18 protein-coding genes and 1 tRNA gene are annotated in these 18,435 nt (G+C 39.3%); 9 read left to right on the top strand and 10 right to left on the bottom strand.

The genetic code is table 11. The features are described 5' to 3' along the window. On the top strand, positions 1-291 hold a 291-nt coding region (locus DNK84_RS11620), incomplete at its 5' end, for an IS30 family transposase (RefSeq protein WP_119344665.1). Between the two features lie 111 nt (positions 292-402). Here DNK84_RS11620 and dnaJ read toward each other — a convergent pair. The 3 genes from dnaJ to grpE form a co-directional block, all read right to left on the bottom strand. Continuing rightward, positions 403-1,521 carry a molecular chaperone DnaJ gene (gene dnaJ, locus DNK84_RS11615; protein WP_119344664.1) on the bottom strand — a complete coding sequence of 373 codons (1,119 nt, stop codon included), beginning with the start codon at positions 1,519-1,521 and terminating at the stop codon, positions 403-405. Between the two features lie 125 nt (positions 1,522-1,646). After that, positions 1,647-3,599 carry a molecular chaperone DnaK gene (gene dnaK / locus DNK84_RS11610; protein WP_119344663.1) on the bottom strand — a complete coding sequence of 651 codons (1,953 nt, stop codon included), beginning with the start codon at positions 3,597-3,599 and terminating at the stop codon, positions 1,647-1,649. A 67-nt stretch (positions 3,600-3,666) separates the two neighbouring features. Then, on the bottom strand, positions 3,667-4,224 hold the full coding sequence (grpE, locus tag DNK84_RS11605; protein WP_119344662.1) for a nucleotide exchange factor GrpE: 558 nt from the start codon (positions 4,222-4,224) through the stop codon (positions 3,667-3,669). Positions 4,225-4,386: 162 nt separating this feature from the next. Here grpE and mltA point away from each other — a divergent pair, with 162 nt between their 5' ends. Next, positions 4,387-5,490, top strand: a complete 1,104-nt coding sequence (mltA, locus tag DNK84_RS11600) for a murein transglycosylase A (protein WP_119344661.1) — start codon at positions 4,387-4,389, stop codon at positions 5,488-5,490. On the opposite strand, the gene DNK84_RS11595 is transcribed toward mltA, so the two are convergent. The 3 genes from DNK84_RS11595 to DNK84_RS11585 form a co-directional block, all read right to left on the bottom strand. Next, positions 5,487-6,173: an aspartate/glutamate racemase family protein gene (locus tag DNK84_RS11595; RefSeq protein ID WP_119344660.1), complete on the bottom strand. Its 687-nt coding sequence runs from the start codon at positions 6,171-6,173 to the stop codon at positions 5,487-5,489. The genes mltA and DNK84_RS11595 overlap by 4 nt on opposite strands. 8 nt (positions 6,174-6,181) lie before the next feature. Further along, positions 6,182-7,642 (bottom strand): IMP dehydrogenase, encoded by a 1,461-nt coding sequence (gene guaB / locus DNK84_RS11590; RefSeq protein ID WP_119344659.1) that lies wholly within the window; start codon positions 7,640-7,642, stop codon positions 6,182-6,184. 129 nt (positions 7,643-7,771) lie between these two features. Continuing rightward, on the bottom strand, positions 7,772-8,353 hold the full coding sequence (locus DNK84_RS11585) for a cysteine hydrolase family protein (RefSeq protein WP_119344666.1): 582 nt from the start codon (positions 8,351-8,353) through the stop codon (positions 7,772-7,774). Positions 8,354-8,452: 99 nt separating this feature from the next. On the opposite strand from DNK84_RS11585, the gene DNK84_RS11580 reads away from it, so the two are divergent. Beyond that, positions 8,453-9,313, top strand: coding sequence for a LysR family transcriptional regulator (locus tag DNK84_RS11580; RefSeq protein WP_119344658.1), 861 nt, complete (start codon positions 8,453-8,455; stop codon positions 9,311-9,313). Positions 9,314-9,366: 53 nt separating this feature from the next. On the opposite strand, the gene DNK84_RS11575 is transcribed toward DNK84_RS11580, so the two are convergent. Genes DNK84_RS11575 through DNK84_RS11565 form a run of 3 tightly spaced genes read right to left on the bottom strand, consistent with a single transcriptional unit; the run spans position 9,367 to position 12,772 of the window. Beyond that, entirely contained in the window at positions 9,367-11,019 is a 1,653-nt protein-coding gene (locus DNK84_RS11575; RefSeq protein ID WP_119344657.1) for an NAD+ synthase, read from the bottom strand. Between the two features lie 7 nt (positions 11,020-11,026). Continuing rightward, positions 11,027-11,806, bottom strand: a complete 780-nt coding sequence (locus tag DNK84_RS11570; protein WP_119344656.1) for an ABC transporter permease — start codon at positions 11,804-11,806, stop codon at positions 11,027-11,029. 12 nt (positions 11,807-11,818) lie between these two features. After that, on the bottom strand, positions 11,819-12,772 hold the full coding sequence (locus DNK84_RS11565) for an ABC transporter ATP-binding protein (protein WP_119344655.1): 954 nt from the start codon (positions 12,770-12,772) through the stop codon (positions 11,819-11,821). A gap of 185 nt (positions 12,773-12,957) precedes the next feature. On the opposite strand from DNK84_RS11565, the gene DNK84_RS11560 reads away from it, so the two are divergent. Further along, positions 12,958-13,803, top strand: a complete 846-nt coding sequence (locus DNK84_RS11560; protein WP_119344654.1) for a 2OG-Fe(II) oxygenase family protein — start codon at positions 12,958-12,960, stop codon at positions 13,801-13,803. 10 nt (positions 13,804-13,813) lie between these two features. On the opposite strand, the gene DNK84_RS11555 is transcribed toward DNK84_RS11560, so the two are convergent. Next, the gene (locus DNK84_RS11555; RefSeq protein ID WP_162902417.1) at positions 13,814-15,289 is read right to left on the bottom strand and encodes a M17 family metallopeptidase; all 1,476 of its coding nucleotides are present in this window, start codon (positions 15,287-15,289) and stop codon (positions 13,814-13,816) included. A gap of 164 nt (positions 15,290-15,453) precedes the next feature. Between DNK84_RS11555 and DNK84_RS11550 the strand changes: the two genes are divergently transcribed. From DNK84_RS11550 to hslR, 5 genes are all read left to right on the top strand, one after another. Continuing rightward, positions 15,454-15,541, top strand: a tRNA-Ser gene (locus DNK84_RS11550). Positions 15,542-15,895: 354 nt separating this feature from the next. Next, positions 15,896-16,075: a type II toxin-antitoxin system HicA family toxin gene (locus DNK84_RS11545; protein WP_119344652.1), complete on the top strand. Its 180-nt coding sequence runs from the start codon at positions 15,896-15,898 to the stop codon at positions 16,073-16,075. Between the two features lie 12 nt (positions 16,076-16,087). Next, the gene (locus DNK84_RS11540) at positions 16,088-16,498 is read left to right on the top strand and encodes a type II toxin-antitoxin system HicB family antitoxin (RefSeq protein ID WP_119344651.1); all 411 of its coding nucleotides are present in this window, start codon (positions 16,088-16,090) and stop codon (positions 16,496-16,498) included. A 92-nt stretch (positions 16,499-16,590) separates the two neighbouring features. Continuing rightward, complete coding sequence (gorA, locus tag DNK84_RS11535; RefSeq protein ID WP_119344650.1) at positions 16,591-17,955, top strand: glutathione-disulfide reductase; 1,365 nt, start codon at positions 16,591-16,593, stop codon at positions 17,953-17,955. A 9-nt stretch (positions 17,956-17,964) separates the two neighbouring features. After that, positions 17,965-18,342 carry a ribosome-associated heat shock protein Hsp15 gene (gene hslR, locus DNK84_RS11530; protein WP_119344649.1) on the top strand — a complete coding sequence of 126 codons (378 nt, stop codon included), beginning with the start codon at positions 17,965-17,967 and terminating at the stop codon, positions 18,340-18,342. Positions 18,343-18,435 lie beyond the last annotated feature (93 nt).

The following is an 18,435-nucleotide window of genomic DNA, read 5'->3' as shown; positions in this document are numbered from 1 at the left end:
AAGCACATTGTCCATACAATCACGTTTGATAATGGTAAAGAGTTTGCAACACATGAGGAAATTGCGAAAGAACTCGATTGTTCTACTTACTTTGCAAAGCCTTATCACTCATGGGAGCGAGGGCAGAATGAAAATGCGAATGGCTTGCTAAGACAATACTTTCCCAAAGGGATGCAGCTAAACAATGTTTCACTTGAAGCAGTAACTTTAGCAGTTGACAGGTTAAACAGCAGACCAAGAAAGTGTTTGGGGTATAAGACACCTTGCAAGCGCTTTTTTCAAAGTTTTTGAAAAAACTTTTAATCAGGTTATTTTGCAACCAGCAAAACGTTAACCAAGAAAAGGCACAGAATAAATATAAGAAACAAGTAAAAGCAATCTTAACTCAAAAGTACATTATGGCTAATTGCCACTGAAAAATTCTTTAACGTTATCAAACCATGATTTTGATTTTGGTGAATGTGTATGGTGCTGCCCTAACGAATCAGCAAACTGGTGTAACAACTCCTTCTGCTTACTGTTTAAGTTAACTGGTGTTTCTACCGTTACCTTACACATCAAATCCCCCATACTGCTACCTCTTAATGCTTTGACACCTTTACCTCTCAAGCGAAACATTTTGCCAGTTTGCGTTTCAGGCGGGATTTTCAACTTAACCTTACCATCAATTGTTGGCACATCAAGCTCACCACCTAAGCAGGCTGTAATAAAGCTAATAGGCACCTCACAATATAAATCCGACCCATTGCGCTCAAAAATAGGATGCTGTCTTACCTGCACCTGAACATACAAGTCTCCGGGCTGAGCACCTTGTTCTCCTGCCTCACCCTCACCAGATAATCGAATACGATCACCCGTATCAACACCGGCAGGTATTTTTACAGACAAAGACTTAACCTCTTCTTTTCGCCCCTGGCCATGGCAATGCTTACAAGGATCTTTGATCGTTGAGCCTCGGCCGTGACATGTAGGACAGGTCTGCTCAACAGAGAAGAAACCCTGGGACATTCTCACAGCCCCTGCACCATGACAGGTAGCACAAGTCTGTTTACCACTTCCACCATGACCGTGACAATAATCACAACTGACATAGGTAGGCACTTTAATTTTTTTCGTTACACCATGAACCGCTTCTTCTAATGTAATATCCAGATTATATTGCAGATCCGCACCACGTCTTGCCCTTGCTCTGCCACCACTTCGCCCGGCTTGCCCGCCACCAAAGATATCGCCAAAGATATCACCAAAGATATCACCAAAACCGCCAGCGCCACCAAAACCACCAGCGCCACCTTGCTGGTTTACCCCTGCATGCCCAAACTGGTCGTAGGCTGTTCGTTTTTGAGGATCACTTAATATTTCATAAGCCTCTGAAGCCTCTTTAAATTTGGATTCAGCATCTTTATCATTTGGGTTTCTATCCGGATGGTATTTCATTGCCAGCTTGCGATAAGCTCGCTTTAGCTCCTGAGCTGTGGCACTCTTTGAAACACCTAATATTTCATAATAATCTCTAGGCATTGTAACTACCGTATTTTCTCGTTATTTATCTATCAACTTTAATAACTGCATCTTTAAATAAAAAGCAGCGCATGTATATAAAAAATGCGGGGCATACCCGCATTTTTCAAGTTTTAGACTATTAATTATTTTTTATCGTCGTCTTTAACTTCTTCAAACTCAGCATCCACAACATCATCTTTCTTGTCAGAAGATTGCTTTGCCTGATCCTGCGCCTTAGCGCCATCTTCTTGGTCTTGCCCAGCTGAAGCCTGCGCTTTTTCGTAGGCTTTTTGTGCAATCGGTGAGAACGCCTCTTCCAGTGATTTTGTTTTGGCTTCAATTGATTCCTTGTCATCACCTTTGATCACATCCTCCAGCGCTTTGCAGGCTGACTCGACTTTTTCTTTTTCATCATCAGAGATCTGATCTTTAAGGTCAGTCAAGGACTTGCGCGCGCTATGAAGTAAGTTATCTGCAGTATTTCGCGCTGCAACCAACTCATGAAACTTCTTATCTGTTTCAGCATTAGCCTCAGCATCTTCAACCATTTTATTAATATCACCTTCAGATAAACCACTTGATGCTTTAATGACAATGTTCTGCTCTTTGCCGGTTGCTTTGTCTTTTGCTGATACATTTAAAATACCATTTGCATCAATATCAAAAGTCACCTCAATTTGCGGCGTACCACGAGGCGCTGGTGGAATATCAGAAAGATCAAAACGCCCAAGTGATTTATTCGCAGAAGCCATTTCACGCTCACCTTGCAACACATGAATTGTAACAGCAGGCTGATTATCTTCAGCTGTTGAGAACGTTTGCGATTTTTTTGTTGGAATAGTCGTGTTGCGCTCAATAAGCTTTGTCATCACGCCACCCATCGTTTCAATACCAAGTGACAAAGGTGTGACATCCAGCAACAATACATCTTTAACATCACCTGCTAATACACCACCTTGAATTGCAGCACCCATAGCAACAGCTTCATCCGGGTTAACATCACGACGTGGCTCTTTCCCAAAGTAGGCTTTCACTTCTTCTTGAACTTTAGGCATACGTGTCTGCCCACCAACCAGGATGACATCTGTCACATCAGAAACCTTTAGGCCTGCATCTTCAATTGCTTGTTTACAAGGCTTGATAGTTCTTTTAATCAAATCTTCAACTAAAGATTCAAATTTCGCACGGGTTACTTTAATATTTAAATGCTTAGGACCTGTCGCATCCGCAGTGATATAAGGCAGGTTAACATCAGTCTGCTGCGCTGAAGAAAGCTCAATTTTTGCTTTTTCTGCCGCCTCACGTAAACGCTGCAGCGCCAATGTATCATTATGTAGATCAATGCCACTTTCTTTTTGAAACTCATCAATCAAGTAGTTCATTAAGGCAACATCAAAGTCCTCACCACCTAAGAATGTATCACCATTGGTTGCTAATACTTCAATCTGGCTGTCGCCATCAACATTTGAAATCTCGATCAAAGAAATATCAAACGTACCACCACCCAAATCGTAGACGGCAATAACTTGATCTGCTTTCTTCTTATCCATACCATAAGCAAGTGCGGCAGCTGTTGGCTCGTTGATAATACGTTTTACTTCCAAACCTGCAATCTTACCGGCATCTTTTGTTGCTTGACGTTGTGCATCGTTAAAATACGCCGGCACAGTAATCACGGCTTCAGTAACTTTTTCACCCAAGTAATCTTCAGCTGTTTTCTTCATTTTACGTAAAACCTCAGCTGATACCTGAGGTGGTGCCATTTTTTTATCTTTAAGCACTTCAACCCATGCATCACCATTATCAGCTTTAATCACCTTGTAAGGGACTTTTTTAACAATGTCACTTTGAACAACTTTTTCATCAAACTTACGACCAATTAAACGTTTAACTGCATATAAAGTATTGCTCGCATTCGTCACTGCCTGGCGCTTTGCTGGTTGACCAACAAGAATCTCACCCCCGTCTGTGTAAGCAACAATTGATGGTGTTGTACGTGCGCCTTCTGCATTTTCAATCACACGTGCATTTTTGCCATCCATCACAGCAACACAAGAATTTGTTGTACCTAAATCTATACCAATTATTTTACCCATTTGTTTCTCCTTATAAATTCGATGTCTGGTTATATGCTGTCACATATATAAAATTTCAAGTTATAATTTAATTATTTTTTACGACTAACACCCGTGCTGGACGAACAACCCTGTTATTTAACGCATAACCTTTTTGAAAAACACTCATCACTTGATTATCTTTCATCTCCGGGTTGGGCTGCATTGCCATGGCTTCGTGTTTATTAGGATCAAAGCTCTCACCAACAGGATTGATTTGTACAATGCCAAATTTATCCATTGTATCTAACAACATCTTTTGTGTTAGCGATACTCCTTCAGCCATCGCCTTAATATCCTCAGAAGTATTTGCTGTTTCAACAGCTTTTTCCATACTATCCAATACAGGCAATAACGCATCTGCAAATTTTTCTAATGCGTATTTGTGCGCATTACCAACATCCTTTTGTGCACGGCGACGAGTATTTTCCATTTCAGCCAACGCTCGCAGGCTTTCCTCTTTTGCCTCATGCACTTTTTCTTCCGCATTGGAAAGCTTTGCTTTTAACACATCAACCTCTGCTTTAAGCTTTGTCACGTCACCTGCTTGATCAACAGTATTTTCTGTCTCTAGCGTTTCTAACTCTTCTTTTTTTGGTTTTGACATCTCACACCTGCTTTATTTTTAAAAACTGTCCTATCAACTAAGGGCATTTTTTCGCTTTTCAAGAAAATATCCATAAAATAGTTGGAAAAAGTTATTAACGAAATAAATAAACCCACTATAATAGTAAAAACTGAACGTTAAATAACTAGAATCGCGCAAATAATGGCCAAAAAAATCATCCCATCTATTGCCACAGCAGTATTGCTAAGCACATCACTTTATACCTTTGCTGTTGCAAACGTAAGCTACAAACCAATCACATATCAAGCTTTACCCCAATGGAATAATGGCCAGCAACTTTATGCCTATAAAGCCTTAAAAACCTCATGTCAAAGTATTATTAACAGTAAAAACTACAGCCCCAACTGGATCAATACTTGCCAGAATCTTTTAAGCGCACCCGTACAGACAAACCATCAAGCACGAAAAATATTACAAACCTATTTCACACCTTATCTCATTAGTTATAACGATCAAACAAAAGGCGTTTTTACTGGCTATTATGAACCCTTAATTAAAGGAAGCTTACATAGAAATAAGGACTATCCTATTCCAATCTATAAAAAACCTGCTGACCTTATTAGCAAAGTAATTAATGGAAAAAGAAGATATGGTCACATCGTTAATGGGCAATTTAAGCCTTATTATACACGCCAAGAAATCGCAGATAATAATTTTTTCACCCAAAAAGACGTCATTGCCTGGGTACCTTCAAGAATTGAACGCACTTTCTTACAGATCCAAGGATCAGGGCGCATTTTGTTAGAAAATGGCTCAAGCCTTCTTGTTGGATATGCCGCACAAAATGGTCAGCCTTACCGTCCTATTGGCCGCTACTTACTTGAGCATAAACTTATGCCAAGAGAAAAAATCAGCATGCAAAGCATTAAAAAATGGCTGAAAGACCATCCAAAAGAAGCAGATACTGTTTTAAACTATGACCCTTCCTTTGTTTTTTTTAAAGTCCTAAAACACAAAAACCCCATCGGCGCACAAGGTGTGCCTTTAACACCTGGCTATTCTATTGCTGTTGACAGTGATTTTCATCAGTATGGAACGCCTGTATGGCTATCAACGACTTACGACACCCCCACTGATAAAAATCAAAAACTTAACCGATTATTTATTGCACAAGACACCGGTGGTGCGATTAATGGCGCCATTCGCGGTGATGTTTTCTGGGGAAATGGAAAACTTGCTGAATTTTATGCCGGACATATGAACCATTTAGGTGAGATGTTTGTATTATTACCAAATTTCAGTTAGCTAATAGCGTCAAAATCATAAGTTTCAATAATTGAGCGAACCAAACACGCTGATGAGTCAACTATAAACTGATCTTCACTAACGCGCTTGATTATTTGACTTAAATCAGTGCAACCAATAATAACACATTCAACACCCTTAGCTTTTATCGCCTTGATTAATTGAGAAGCAATGTATGCTGCCTGTGTTTCATTTGAATTTTTTACTGCAATAATTATTTGATCAATCCATGTCTGCCAGGACAAATCAAATACAAACCAATAGCCTTGTGTTGCTAATGCCTGTTGATACAATTGTGATGCAAAAGTTATTCTTGTTGCTAACAGTGTCACCTTGCTTAATGTTTTCGGAATAGAGAAAACAGTGGAATCAATCATATTTAAAAGCTTAATAGAGATTGAGCTTTGCAGACTTTTGAAATAAAAATGCGCCGTGTTACAAGGCATTGCAATTAAATCAACACCATAGCTTTCTAACTTTAAAAGCCCTTTCTTAATAGAACCCTCTAAAGCCTCATGGTCAACACTTTGATCCATGTAGAAAGGCGTAGGCAATGAGTAGATTAAAACATGCGGAAATTCAATATCATACTTTACATCATAATGTTGCTGCCAAGCCCTCATTAATTGATCAACAAAAGGTGCAGTTGACATTGGCCCCATTCCAGCCAAAACACCAATCATGATCAGACCTACTTAAGCTGATAATTTGGTGGCTCTTTCGTAATCATGACATTATGGACATGACTTTCATTAAATCCAGCACCTGAAATCTTAACAAACTGCGACTTAGTGCGCATTTGCTGTATATCAGCACAGCCTGTATATCCCATACCAGCACGTAACCCACCTATTAACTGATGAATTACCGCAGATAGTGCCCCTTTATAAGGAACACGTCCTTCAATACCTTCTGGCACAAGCTTTTTATCGTCAACCTTATCCTGGAAATATCGATCTGAGGACCCCTTGGCCATTGCACCTAATGACCCCATGCCACGGTAAGATTTATAAGAGCGTCCTTGGAACAACTCAACCTCACCTGGAGACTCTTCAGTTCCTGCAAATAACCCACCAACCATGACAACTGAAGCACCAGATGCAATAGCTTTACAAATATCACCAGAATAGCGAATCCCGCCATCAGCAATAACAGGAATACCTGTACCCGATAGCGCTTGAGATACATTACTGATCGCACTTAACTGTGGTACACCGACACCGGCAACAATGCGTGTTGTACAAATAGACCCAGGACCAATGCCAACTTTAACCGCATCGGCACCGGCTTCAATCAACGCCTTTGCCGCGTCAGCCGTTGCAATATTTCCACCAATAACTTCCACTTCCGGGAAATTTTGTTTTACCCATTTGACTCTATCTAATACACCTTGTGAGTGCCCATGCGCTGTATCAACAACAATCACATCAACACCAGCCTCAACAAGTGCTTTAACACGTTTCTCGGTATCACCTGCGGTACCAACAGCAGCGCCAACGACTAAGCGACCAAGTTTATCCTTACAGGCATTAGGCTTATCAATTGCCTTTTGGATATCCTTAACCGTAATTAAACCAACCAATTCATAGCGATCATTTACCACCAGAATTTTTTCAATTCGGTGTTTATGTAAAAGCGTTTGAATTTCTTCTTCGCTGGCACCCTCTTTCACAGTTACCAGGCGTGATTTTGGCGTCATGACATTGGCAATAGGCTGTGATAAATCTTTTGCAAAACGGATATCTCTTGATGTTACAAGGCCAACAAGATTTTTTCCCTCAACAACAGGAACACCTGAAAAGTGATACTGTTTTGTCAACCTTAAAAGCTCAGCAATTGTTGTTTCAGGGGAAGCAGTAATCGGGTCAATTACCATCCCATTTTCAAATTTTTTAACTTTTCTAACCTCTGCGGCTTGTGCTCCGATTGACATGCTTTTGTGAATAATACCCACACCACCTTCTTGCGCCATTGCAATCGCTAAACGTGACTCAGTCACTGTATCCATTGCAGCTGATACTAAAGGCATTTTAAGCTTGATTTTCTTTGTTAAATTTGTCTCAAGACTAACCTGATGCGGTAAGACATTAGAATAGCCTGGAACAAGAAGCACATCATCAAAAGTAATGGCATCTTCGATAATACGTAGCATAGATAAAACCTCGTAATTAAGTTAAACCGTCACAACCGCGATAAAACATGATAAATTCAATCAACAGTGTGCTTAATTACAGCGAGATTTTATCAATATTTCACATTCATTAGCAAATGGTTTTTAAATTTAATTTGCACTTACCAATGCATCAACTGTTTGAATTGCACACATTCTGGATAGCGCACTTAAACTTGCCTCATGCGATTCTTTTGTCGCGGCATTACAGGCATCTGACACAATCGTAACCTGATAATCGCGATCATGAAGCTCTCTTGCAGTAGCTTCAACAACATACGTCGTTGACACGCCACTGATAATGACGTGTTCAATGTTATTGGCGCGCAATAATGGTTCAAGGTTTGTTGCATACAAAGCGCTAACTCGATGTTTAGTTACAATATAATCTTCAGGGCGCACATCCATATCTTTATGAAACTCACACCCCCAGCTTGATAATTTTAACACACCATATTCAGGCGCCTTACCAAACATAGGCGAGTTCTTAGGGCATTGCGCATAATTATCATCAAAACCCACTTTCACATGCGCAATCATATGATTATTCTTTCTTGCCCATGCGATAAGCTCATTGGCTTTCTCCATTGTCTTATCAGCAATAATTCTTGGCGCGTTATGTGCGCCAAACGCCCCTTTTTCATCGACAATTTCATTAATAAAATCTGCGATTAAGACTAGTGTATTTTTTATGATTTTAATCCTCATTTAAGTTATATCGCACTACTTTACAGTATTAGCAAATCAATTTACAATCACAATTACTCAATGCTTATTTAGTTTTGCTAAACCATGTATCATTTACCACCACTAAAAGCCTTAGTCGCTTTTAATGCAGTCGCCCAAACAAAGCACTTTGCCAATGCTGCCAAAAAGCTCAATGTCACCCCTGGAGCCATCAGCCAGCAAATAAAGATTTTAGAGCAGTTTCTTGGTTGTCAGCTTTTTACACGCAATACTAAAAACGTTGTTTTAACGAATCAAGGTCAAATCTACTACCAGGAAGTCCATCAAGCACTCTTGCAAATTGAAAATGCAACAACGCACATAAAACCTGCCGACCAAAACACTATTCAGATTAAGATGATGGCAACCTTAGCATTGCAATGGTTAATTCCATGCATGTCAGATTTCTATATTAATCATCCAGATATCAGTATTAACTTAATGACCTCGATTGATGCCGATAAAGCCGCTGACGAGCAGGTCGACTTTAATATCATTCTTTCAGAACAAAAACCTAAAGACAAGGCGCAAAAGCTTTGGCAGGATAGTCTTGTTCTTGTTTATAGCAATAAGCACTTTAATAAGTCAAATATTCACAAAGCAGCTGCTATCATCGTAAATCAAGCATTGCGTCAACATGATTGGCAGGACTATTGCCAAAAAAGCCAGCATCCCATGCCAGAGAAAACGCTCAGTGTAACCAGTACTGCGCAAGCAATACAAGCAGCAATTAATGGTTTAGGGGTTTTTGTGACACACCTGCCTTTTGTGCACCAACTGGTGCAGTCAAAAACATTATCCATATATCAAAAACCAGTTACAACACCTTATGCCTACTATCTTGTGGAAGGCAACCATCTAATTTACAAACAGGCAAAAAACACAGTAAGAGAATGGCTTTTAACGCAGGCAGATCAATACATGTAGCTGGTTTCAAAAATACCGGCATAGTGGTTAAACACACAAAGTTTTACTTTTTCTTAGGTCTTTTGAAATCCACTTGTTACTGGCATCCGTCTTCCAATCCCAAAGGGTCGGCGCTGCACAATCAAAATTTGTGGCGCCTGTTTTCGCTTAAACTCTGAAAGCTCAACCATGCGGTAAATACGTTTTCTTTCTGTTAAATCAACGGTATCGACAATTTCTTGCAGTTGTTTCTTCTCATCTTCAAGCAATACATCATGCTCTAGATAGAGTTTTAACATCGCATCCAGATAATAATAATCCGGTAGTGTATCAGAATCTTTTTGATCTTCTGCAAGCTCAGCCGAAGGCGCTTTTTCAATAATAGAACGTGGGATTAATTCCCCATAAGCTTCATTGATATAATTTGATAAAGCATATACATCATTCTTATACAAATCACCAATACAGTTCAAAGCACCACACATATCACCATAAAGCGTTGCATAGCCTACGGCAAGCTCACTTTTATTGCCGGTTGTTAACATTAATAAACCACTATCATTAGAATACTCCATCACGATTCGACCACGAATCCTTGCCTGCATATTCTCTTTCGTTAATTTCTTAGGCGGGTGGCCAAAGGCTTTTTCAAAATTTTGACAGGTCATCAAAAATTCATCTTTAATTGCACGCTGAAACAATTCAACCCCTAATCTTTGGCATAAATCAACTGAATCGTCAACGCTTCCTTTGGATGAATAGACGGATGGCATGGTAATTGCCTTGACATTTTCCTTTCCTAAAGCAAGTGTTGCAATTGCCAGGGTCAGTGCACTATCAATACCACCGGATGAACCCACAACGACACCAGAAAAACCGCACTTATGCACATAATCTTTTAATCCAAGCATTAATTGCTGCAAGATCAGCGCATAAGGTTTATCAATAAAAGGGGAATTGAAGCTTTGTTGCGGCAGATTCTGCAGATCAGCATGTATTTCTCCTTCTTTAAAGCTTGGTGCCAATGCCACGATTTGCCCTTTTTTATCCATAACAAAACTGGCACCATCATACACAATTTCATCATAACCACCGACTTGTGAACAATAGGCGACAGGCGCTTTAGCAATATCAGCTATGTGACTTACAAGCTGTTGGCGCTGGGCAAATTTGCCCAGCATCGAAGGTGAGGCATTAATAGAAATCACCAAATCAAGCGCTTTGCCTTGAAGTTCGCTAACAGGATTAACCAAATAGCCTTGCTTATTATCAAACCAGATATCCTCACAGATAAGTAGAGCAAGCTTTTGCCCTTTAAACGTAAAAAAGGGTGAGGTTTTTTCTCCAGCAATAAAGTGTCGCGTCTCATCAAAAATGCTATAACTGGGTAAAAGCTGTTTATGGTACTCAAAAACAATCTGGCCTTTTTCAATTACCAGTGCAGCATTATAGAATTTTTTCAAGCCATCAACCGGCATTACACAGCCAATAACAACGGCTGTATTATATTGCTCTGTTAGTACTTTAATTTTCTCAATCACCTCAAATTGACGCGCAATAACCGCTGGATACGCCAAAATATCATATGGGTAATACCCAGTAATACAAAGCTCAGAAAAGATAATTAAATCGCTATGATGATGATCAATAATTGCCTTTTTAATTTTGGAAAAATTGTAATCAAAATTTGCTACAATGTAGTTTTGCTGAATAACTGAAATTTTCATATGTAATCTATGCCTTTAAACGAATGCCTTTAGATAATAAATACCATGCCAAAGTATATAAAATCCCGATAAATAACACGATGGTAACAAAAGCAATTGCCGGATCTACAGAAGAATACCCCAAAAAGGCAAAACGCACAAAATCAACAATGTAAAAAAGTGGATTAAATTGGGCAACATGCTGCCAAAATGGCGGCAGTGCACTTAAGCTATAAAACACACCGCCTAAGTATATAAGTGGCGTTAATACAAAGGTTGGGAATATGGTAGTATCATCAAATTTTTGTGAGAATATCCCGTTTAACAAACCACCAAGTGAAAACAAGGCACCACACAAAATATAAGCCAACACAATCAAACCAAAACTGTGTGTATGGATTGAAAAGCCACCGAAAAAAAATGCCACAATACTCACCAAGACCCCAACAAAAACGCCTCGACCAATACCACCTGAAATATAACCTAAGATGATTAAATGGTTTGTTGCAGGAGAGACTAAAAGCTCTTCAATAGAGTGGTTAAAACGCGCACCATAAAATGATCCAACCACATTTGCATAGGCATTGTTAATAACAGCCATGATAATGAGCCCTGGGGTAATAAAATGCATATACTCAAATCCATCCATATCACCAACACGCGCACCGATGACTTTACCAAAAATCAAAAAGTACAATGTGATTGTAATTGCTGATGGTAATAAGGTCTGTGGCCAAATACGCAAAACACGCACAATTTCTTTTCGTAACAAAGTATAATAAATAATCCAATATTCTTTTATTGTCATGGCTTTGCCTTCTTATGCTTTTGATCTTGCAACATCAATAAATAAACGCTCAAGTTTATTGGTCTTTGTTTTCACACTAATCACTTCAATATTTTGCTCACTTAATAATGCAAATAGCTGGTTTAATGTCACCGAACGATCTACTTCAATCTCAATAGTAACATCATCAACAACATGCAAGTTCCCGAATGTGCATTGCGGATGTCTGCCCTGCAATGAAGACTTCAAATCAAAGATATAGGTCTCTTTTTCCACCGATCTTAATAGTTTTTTCATATCCGTACTGATATGCACCTTGCCGTGATGAATCAAAGCAATGCGATTACACATGCTCTCAGCTTCTTCCAGATAGTGTGTGGTTAGGATAATCGTCAAACCTTTTTTGTTCAACTCCTGCATCAAAGCCCACAGTGATTGCCTTAATTCAACATCAACACCTGCCGTTGGTTCATCTAAAATTAATACTTCTGGTTTATGGACAAGCGCTCTTGCCACCATCAAACGTCTTTTCATCCCGCCGGATAAAAAACGCACCTGAGTATCCTTTTTGTCCCAAAGTGCCATGTCTTTTAGCAGTTTCTCCGCATATGGCTTTGCCTTTGATCTTGAAATACCAAAAAAGCCAGCCTGTGCCAGTAGAATCTGTATTGGGGTTTCAAAAATATTAAGATTAATTTCCTGCGGCATCACACCCAAATGCTTGCGCGCCAGATGATATTCAGCCTCTATATCATAACCACAGATTTTAATATAACCACTTGTTTTATTCACCAGCGAAGAAATCATGCCAAGCGTTGTTGATTTACCTGCACCATTTGGCCCAAGTAAAGCAAAAAAGTCACCCGGATATACATCAAAGCTTATATCTTTAACCGCATGAAACCCGCCTTTATAAATTTTATTGACATTGATGAGCTGTAATGCTTTATCATTTTGCTCTTTTGTCTTGCTTTTTTGATCAAACATGACCACCCTCTTTTAACTTTCAGTAAAGCGTGCGCTTAAAACTCTATGATTTACGATGGGTATAGTACCAGAATCACATGCTGATTGTTAGGTTTTCCATTGTCACTTGAAACATTAATTGACATTTTATACACATCGCCGTAGGCTAATGCCAAATTATTTTTGTATGCTTAAAGGCGATCATAATGAACATATTAAGCGTTGATTTTTTTGCAGATAATGCCGCAAAACGATTTACAGATTCCCTTAAAAAAACAGGTTTCGGCGTACTTGAGACACATCCCATTAACTGGCAACTCATTGAAGATATCTATACAGAATGGCGTGATTTTCTTAATTCAAATGCTGCCAAAAAATATCATTACGATAAAAGCACGCAAGACGGCTATTTCCCTTTAGATGTTTCTGAAATTGCTAAAGGTGAAAACACCAGAGACATTAAACATTATTACCACTTGTATTTTCCATGGGGACGCTATCCACAAGAAGTCTCAGATAAAGCAAAAATACTTTTTGAGCAGCTATTTGAGCTTGGAAAAACCTTATTACAATGGATCGATGATCATATGGATCCTGCAACCGCTAAAAAACTTGCCTGCCCTTTGGTGGATGCTTTATCGTTTGAACGCACACTATTTCGCATTCTCAACTACCCGGCAATAAAAGGCGATGAACCCGATGGCGCAATTCGAGCAGCTGCACATGAAGACATCAACCTTATTACACTGCTGCCAGTTGCTTCCTCACCTGGGCTTGAAGTCTTCTCACACCATGAGCAAAAGTGGTATGAAGTCCCCTGCAAGCCACAATCCATCATCATCAATATTGGTGATATGTTACAAGAGATGACAGCGTATGAGTATATTGCAACAAAACACCGCGTGGTTAAGCCAAAAGGTGAAGCTCAAGGCCTTGATCGCATGTCAATACCATGCTTTATGCATGCTAAAGCCGATGTTTTTTTGTCAGAGAAATATCCTACAGCCGATGCTTTTTTGCAAGAGCGCCTGCGAGAATTAGGCGTTGCTTAATTGTATACCATTAAACGGTATCCGTATGCTCATCTAGAGAAAAATACTGATCCAGCAGCTGACATGAATACCACACGCCAACACCTGTGATTTCAGTTGGAATTGCGCCAAGGCCCCCTTTATTTTTACAAGAGGCCAAATCCATATGTAACCAGCGAATATCTTTGGCAACAAATTGCTGAAGAAATTTTGCCGCTAAGATATGATCGGCATTACCTGTGACCTGGCATTGTTTTAAATCTGCCAAATCAGACTCAAGGTCTTGCAAAAACAGATTATCCATTGGAAACGGCCATACTTTTTCTGCTGAGGCAATTCCACATTGAACCAGCTGATCCTGCCAATCATAATGATTACTAAATACCGCAGAATACTGTGTACCAATTGCACGCACTGCAGCCCCTGTTAATGTTGCATAATCAATGATAAGATGAGGCTTATCCTGGCTTGCTAATACCAGTGTATCGGCAAGAATCATCCGCCCTTCGGCATCTGTGTCAATCACCTCAATTGTCTTACCATTTAATGCCGTAACCACTTCATTGGGCAAAAATGCATTTTTATCAACATTGTTCTGCACAACCGCCAGATAACAATGCATCTGATAAGGTACCTGCTGCATGCTAAGGGCTAAAAACGTGCCTAATGCTACGGCACTACCCATCATATCATCATTCATGCCTTCCATATATTGCGGCTGTTTTAAGCTTACGCCACCGGTATCAAAACAAACCCCTTTACCAACAAAGCTTACTGTTTTATCAAACCCTTCTTGCGGTTGATAGGTCAATTTAATAACACCAGCAACATCTGAGGCACGAGCAACCGCACTAAATGCACCAGCGCCCATTTCCTCTAGCATTTTTTTATCATACAACCGATATCGCCAGCCTTCTGTCTTTGCCATTTTTTCAATTGATTGAATATATTTAAGTGGCGTTAAATAATTGGTTGGCAAAGTCGTTAAATAGCGCGCCAAAGCATTGCCTTTATGTTTTGCCAGCACTTCTAAAAAGTCACTTTCTGCATAATCACCAATAATATCAATCTCGGCGATACACTTATCAGGCTTTCTTTTATAATTTGGCATATTCTGCGTATGGGCAAGCACGGTTCGAACCATCGCATCAGCACTTTGATCGCTGGCATGATTAAGCATAAGCGCAATACGCTTATTCGCTGTAATATCCGCCGTTTTAAAACATTTGGATACATCAGAAAACCATTTGTACAAATCCTTCGAGTTGACATTCTTTTTTATCACAACCGTCGTACCTTTTTCATTCGGTAAAACCGTGACAAATCCTCGATGGTTGTTGTTGTCGATTATCTGCTTTTCCCGCATGCGCTTTATAATAATATTACCATAAGGCAACTTTTCAATCTGCATCGTATTATCTGCAATAACGATAATCGTATCATAATCATTATCATCATAACTGGCATGAAGAAAATTCAAACGCGATGACGACAGTGCTTCCAACATAGAGATTCCCATTCTTATTCTGGCTTAGACAATAGAGTAAAGGATTTCGACATAAAAAATTACCTTTTTTTACCTAAGAGCACAAAATTTTTGGATTTTCAGTGATATTTTTGATTTTCCCTCTTTTCATTTACAAAAATGCCGTTATAATTGTTTCCTGTCTTGGAGAGATGGCTGAGCGGTCGAAAGCGGCGGTCTTGAAAACCGTTGACTGTAACAGGTCCGGGGGTTCGAATCCCTCTCTCTCCGCCACCTATTTAAAATTCCACTTTATCCCAGAGCTTATAAATAGAAAGATAATCACAAAGCTCTCTCTTGGCTAATCAAAATAAACAGATAAAACGCCTTGTGATTTAAGCTATAAAATTAATATGACCAAAGTCATCTTTAACTGGGTGAACTGTTATTTTGAGCATGTTACTTCTCCTGCACATTTAAAATTTCTTAAAGCTTATACACTCAATATTATAACAACGACTTGCATAGTGGTTTGTGCAGCATTTGTTATCTAACTTGACAATATTTATTATCTTTTTTGATAATGAATCCTTGATTTAATTATCTTTTTTGATAACATAAAAGCATAGGAAGTTAGAAAATTTTGACATGAAGTACAGTGAGTTTAGAAAATGGTTAAAAGAGCATGGAGCAACCTTTAAAAAAGCAAAAGGCAGTCATTTCAAAGTATATTTGAATGGACGTCAAACCATTTTTCCAGACCACGGTGCTAAAGAAATTGGTACAGGATTAGTCGAGAAAATTAAAAAAGACTTAGGCTTAAAATAAGCGAGGTGATTTATGAAATACAATATCAACATTCAAAAAGACGACAATGGAGAGTACTTAGTAACCTTCCCTGATGTACCTGAAGCTGTTACTACTGTCGATAGTTTGGATGATCTGCAAGCACAAGCTATCGATGCGCTTATCTCAGCGTTTGACTTCTATATTGGAAACAAAAAGCCAATCCCGATACCTAAAAAGGCAAATAAAGAATTTATTATACTGCCGACTACACTAGCTTCTAAAATTTATCTTTATAATGAATGGCTTGCATCTAACCTTAAAAAGGTTGATATTGCCAATAAAATGGGCATGAAGCCATCTAATCTTGAAAGGCTTTTTAACTTACGCTACCGTTCCAAGATGGAAGCAATCGAGCAAGCTATTAATATACTTGGCAAACATCTTGATGTGCAAATTGTTTAAAAGAATAAAAATACTTAACCCACAAAACCATCGAACAAGCCATATGAAATTGTTATACTATGATCAATATTATTTTATGACAAAGAAAATTTATGTCACAACAACATTTTGATGTTATCTGTATTGGTGGTGGCAGTGGCGGTATTGCCGCCGGTGTCCAGGCAGCAAGGCTTGGTAAAAAAGTTGCTATTATCGAAAAGCAGGATTTAGGTGGAACTTGCGTTAATCGAGGATGTGTCCCTAAAAAGGCAATGTGGTATGCTGCGAACATTGCCCATATACTAAAACACGACTGCAAAGGCTATGGGTTTGATGTTGATTATAAAGGTTTTAACTGGCAAACCCTAAAACAAAAGCGCGATGGCTATATTGATAATATTCACAAAGCCTACCAAAAGCTTTTTACCAACCAGAAAATCACCCATTTTAATGGCTGGGGAAAACTTAAAGATGCTCACACGATTGTCATTGATGATGAAATGGAAATCACTGGAGATTATATTTATCTAAGCCCTGGTGCTTACCCTGTCATTCCAGATAATATTCCAGGGGCAAGGCTTGGTATCACATCAGATGAATTCTTTGAGCTTACACAACAACCACAAAAGGCTGTTGTTATTGGTGGTGGTTATATTGGGGTTGAAATTGCCGGTGTTTTTCATGAGTTAGGCACACAAACGCATTTACTGATCCGTCGTGATAAGCCACTTAAAGAATTTGATACCATGCTAAGTGATATGTTATTGCAAAGCATGGAAAAGCTCGGGCTTGATGTGAAAACCAACACACAGATCAATAAAGTTGAAAAACAAGGCAATGGTAAACTCACACTTTACACCAACAATAACAACACGATCAGCAATGTTGATTGTCTTATCTGGGCCACAGGCCGTGCGCCTTTAACACAAAACCTGGGCCTTGAGTGCGCGAATATAAAATGCAATCAAAATGGCACCATTGCCGTTGATGGTTTTCAAAAAACATCAATAGATCATATCTTCGCCTTAGGTGATGCCACTGACGCACCACAGCTGACCCCAGTTGCTATTGCTGCAGGCAGACGCCTATCCAGACGACTTTTTAATAATGAAAAGGATTTAAAATTAGATACACATCTTGTACCAACGGTTGTCTTTAGCCACCCAGCTATAGGCACCGTTGGGTTAACTGAAGATGAGGCCATCAAACAATATGGACAAGATAATATTAAAATATATCAAAGCCAGTTCACCCCACTTTATTCAGCGGTATCCGGGTTTCGTATGCAAACGACCATGAAATTAATTGTTGCAGGGGAAAATGAAAAAGTTGTTGGTTGTCATTTAATTGGCTTAGATGCCGATGAGATCTTACAGGGCTTTGCCGTTGCCATTTCCATGGGTGCGACTAAAAAAGATCTTGATAACACGATTGCAATCCACCCCACAAGTGCCGAAGAGCTTGTAACCATGCGCTAGGAAGAATATATGGAAAGTGATGTTCGGTTAGATAAATGGCTTTGGGCAGCACGGTTTTTTAAAACCCGTCAATTAGCCAAACAAGCCATTGAAGGTGGAAAAGTCCATTACAATGGTGCACGCAGCAAAGTCAGCAAAAAAGTGGAAATCGGCGCCAGGCTTCAGATTAAGCAAGGCTTAGATGAAAAAACCATCATTGTTGCGGCATTATCAGATAAGCGCGGACCCGCCGCCCAGGCACAAAAATTATATACAGAGACTGAAAAAAGTATTCAAAAACGAGAAAGTGAAGCTAAGCTTCGACAGCTTAATAAAGCGAATCTGCCAAACCCAACAAAGCCTACAAAGAAAGAGCGTCGCCAGATTATTGCTTTTAAGAAATCATAAGCGATATTCATAGAGTAAAAAACCAGGCAATTATACTACCCCCTTTCAAGACATTCATTGATCAATGCCTTACTTAACGTGAGTTCGACATAA

Source organism: Facilibium subflavum (assembly GCF_003574485.1).
GTDB classification, from domain to species: Bacteria; Pseudomonadota; Gammaproteobacteria; order Francisellales; family Francisellaceae; genus Facilibium; species Facilibium subflavum.
Note: the sequence above shows the minus strand (reverse complement) of the source record. Positions and strands in the feature narration are given on the sequence as shown.

Bases quoted from the DNA above. Each gene is read 5' to 3' on its own strand.
- dnaJ (WP_119344664.1), bottom strand. From the start codon at position 1,521: ATGCCTAGAGATTATTATGAAATATTAGGTGTTTCAAAGAGTGCCACA.
- dnaK (WP_119344663.1), bottom strand. From the start codon at position 3,599: ATGGGTAAAATAATTGGTATAGATTTAGGTACAACAAATTCTTGTGTT.
- grpE (WP_119344662.1), bottom strand. From the start codon at position 4,224: ATGTCAAAACCAAAAAAAGAAGAGTTAGAAACGCTAGAGACAGAAAAT.
- mltA (WP_119344661.1), top strand. From the start codon at position 4,387: ATGGCCAAAAAAATCATCCCATCTATTGCCACAGCAGTATTGCTAAGC.
- DNK84_RS11595 (WP_119344660.1), bottom strand. From the start codon at position 6,173: ATGATTGGTGTTTTGGCTGGAATGGGGCCAATGTCAACTGCACCTTTT.
- guaB (WP_119344659.1), bottom strand. From the start codon at position 7,642: ATGCTACGTATTATCGAAGATGCCATTACTTTTGATGATGTGCTTCTT.
- DNK84_RS11580 (WP_119344658.1), top strand. From the start codon at position 8,453: ATGTATCATTTACCACCACTAAAAGCCTTAGTCGCTTTTAATGCAGTC.
- DNK84_RS11575 (WP_119344657.1), bottom strand. From the start codon at position 11,019: ATGAAAATTTCAGTTATTCAGCAAAACTACATTGTAGCAAATTTTGAT.
- DNK84_RS11570 (WP_119344656.1), bottom strand. From the start codon at position 11,806: ATGACAATAAAAGAATATTGGATTATTTATTATACTTTGTTACGAAAA.
- DNK84_RS11565 (WP_119344655.1), bottom strand. From the start codon at position 12,772: ATGTTTGATCAAAAAAGCAAGACAAAAGAGCAAAATGATAAAGCATTA.
- DNK84_RS11560 (WP_119344654.1), top strand. From the start codon at position 12,958: ATGAACATATTAAGCGTTGATTTTTTTGCAGATAATGCCGCAAAACGA.
- DNK84_RS11555 (WP_162902417.1), bottom strand. From the start codon at position 15,289: ATGTTGGAAGCACTGTCGTCATCGCGTTTGAATTTTCTTCATGCCAGT.
- DNK84_RS11545 (WP_119344652.1), top strand. From the start codon at position 15,896: ATGAAGTACAGTGAGTTTAGAAAATGGTTAAAAGAGCATGGAGCAACC.
- DNK84_RS11540 (WP_119344651.1), top strand. From the start codon at position 16,088: ATGAAATACAATATCAACATTCAAAAAGACGACAATGGAGAGTACTTA.
- gorA (WP_119344650.1), top strand. From the start codon at position 16,591: ATGTCACAACAACATTTTGATGTTATCTGTATTGGTGGTGGCAGTGGC.
- hslR (WP_119344649.1), top strand. From the start codon at position 17,965: ATGGAAAGTGATGTTCGGTTAGATAAATGGCTTTGGGCAGCACGGTTT.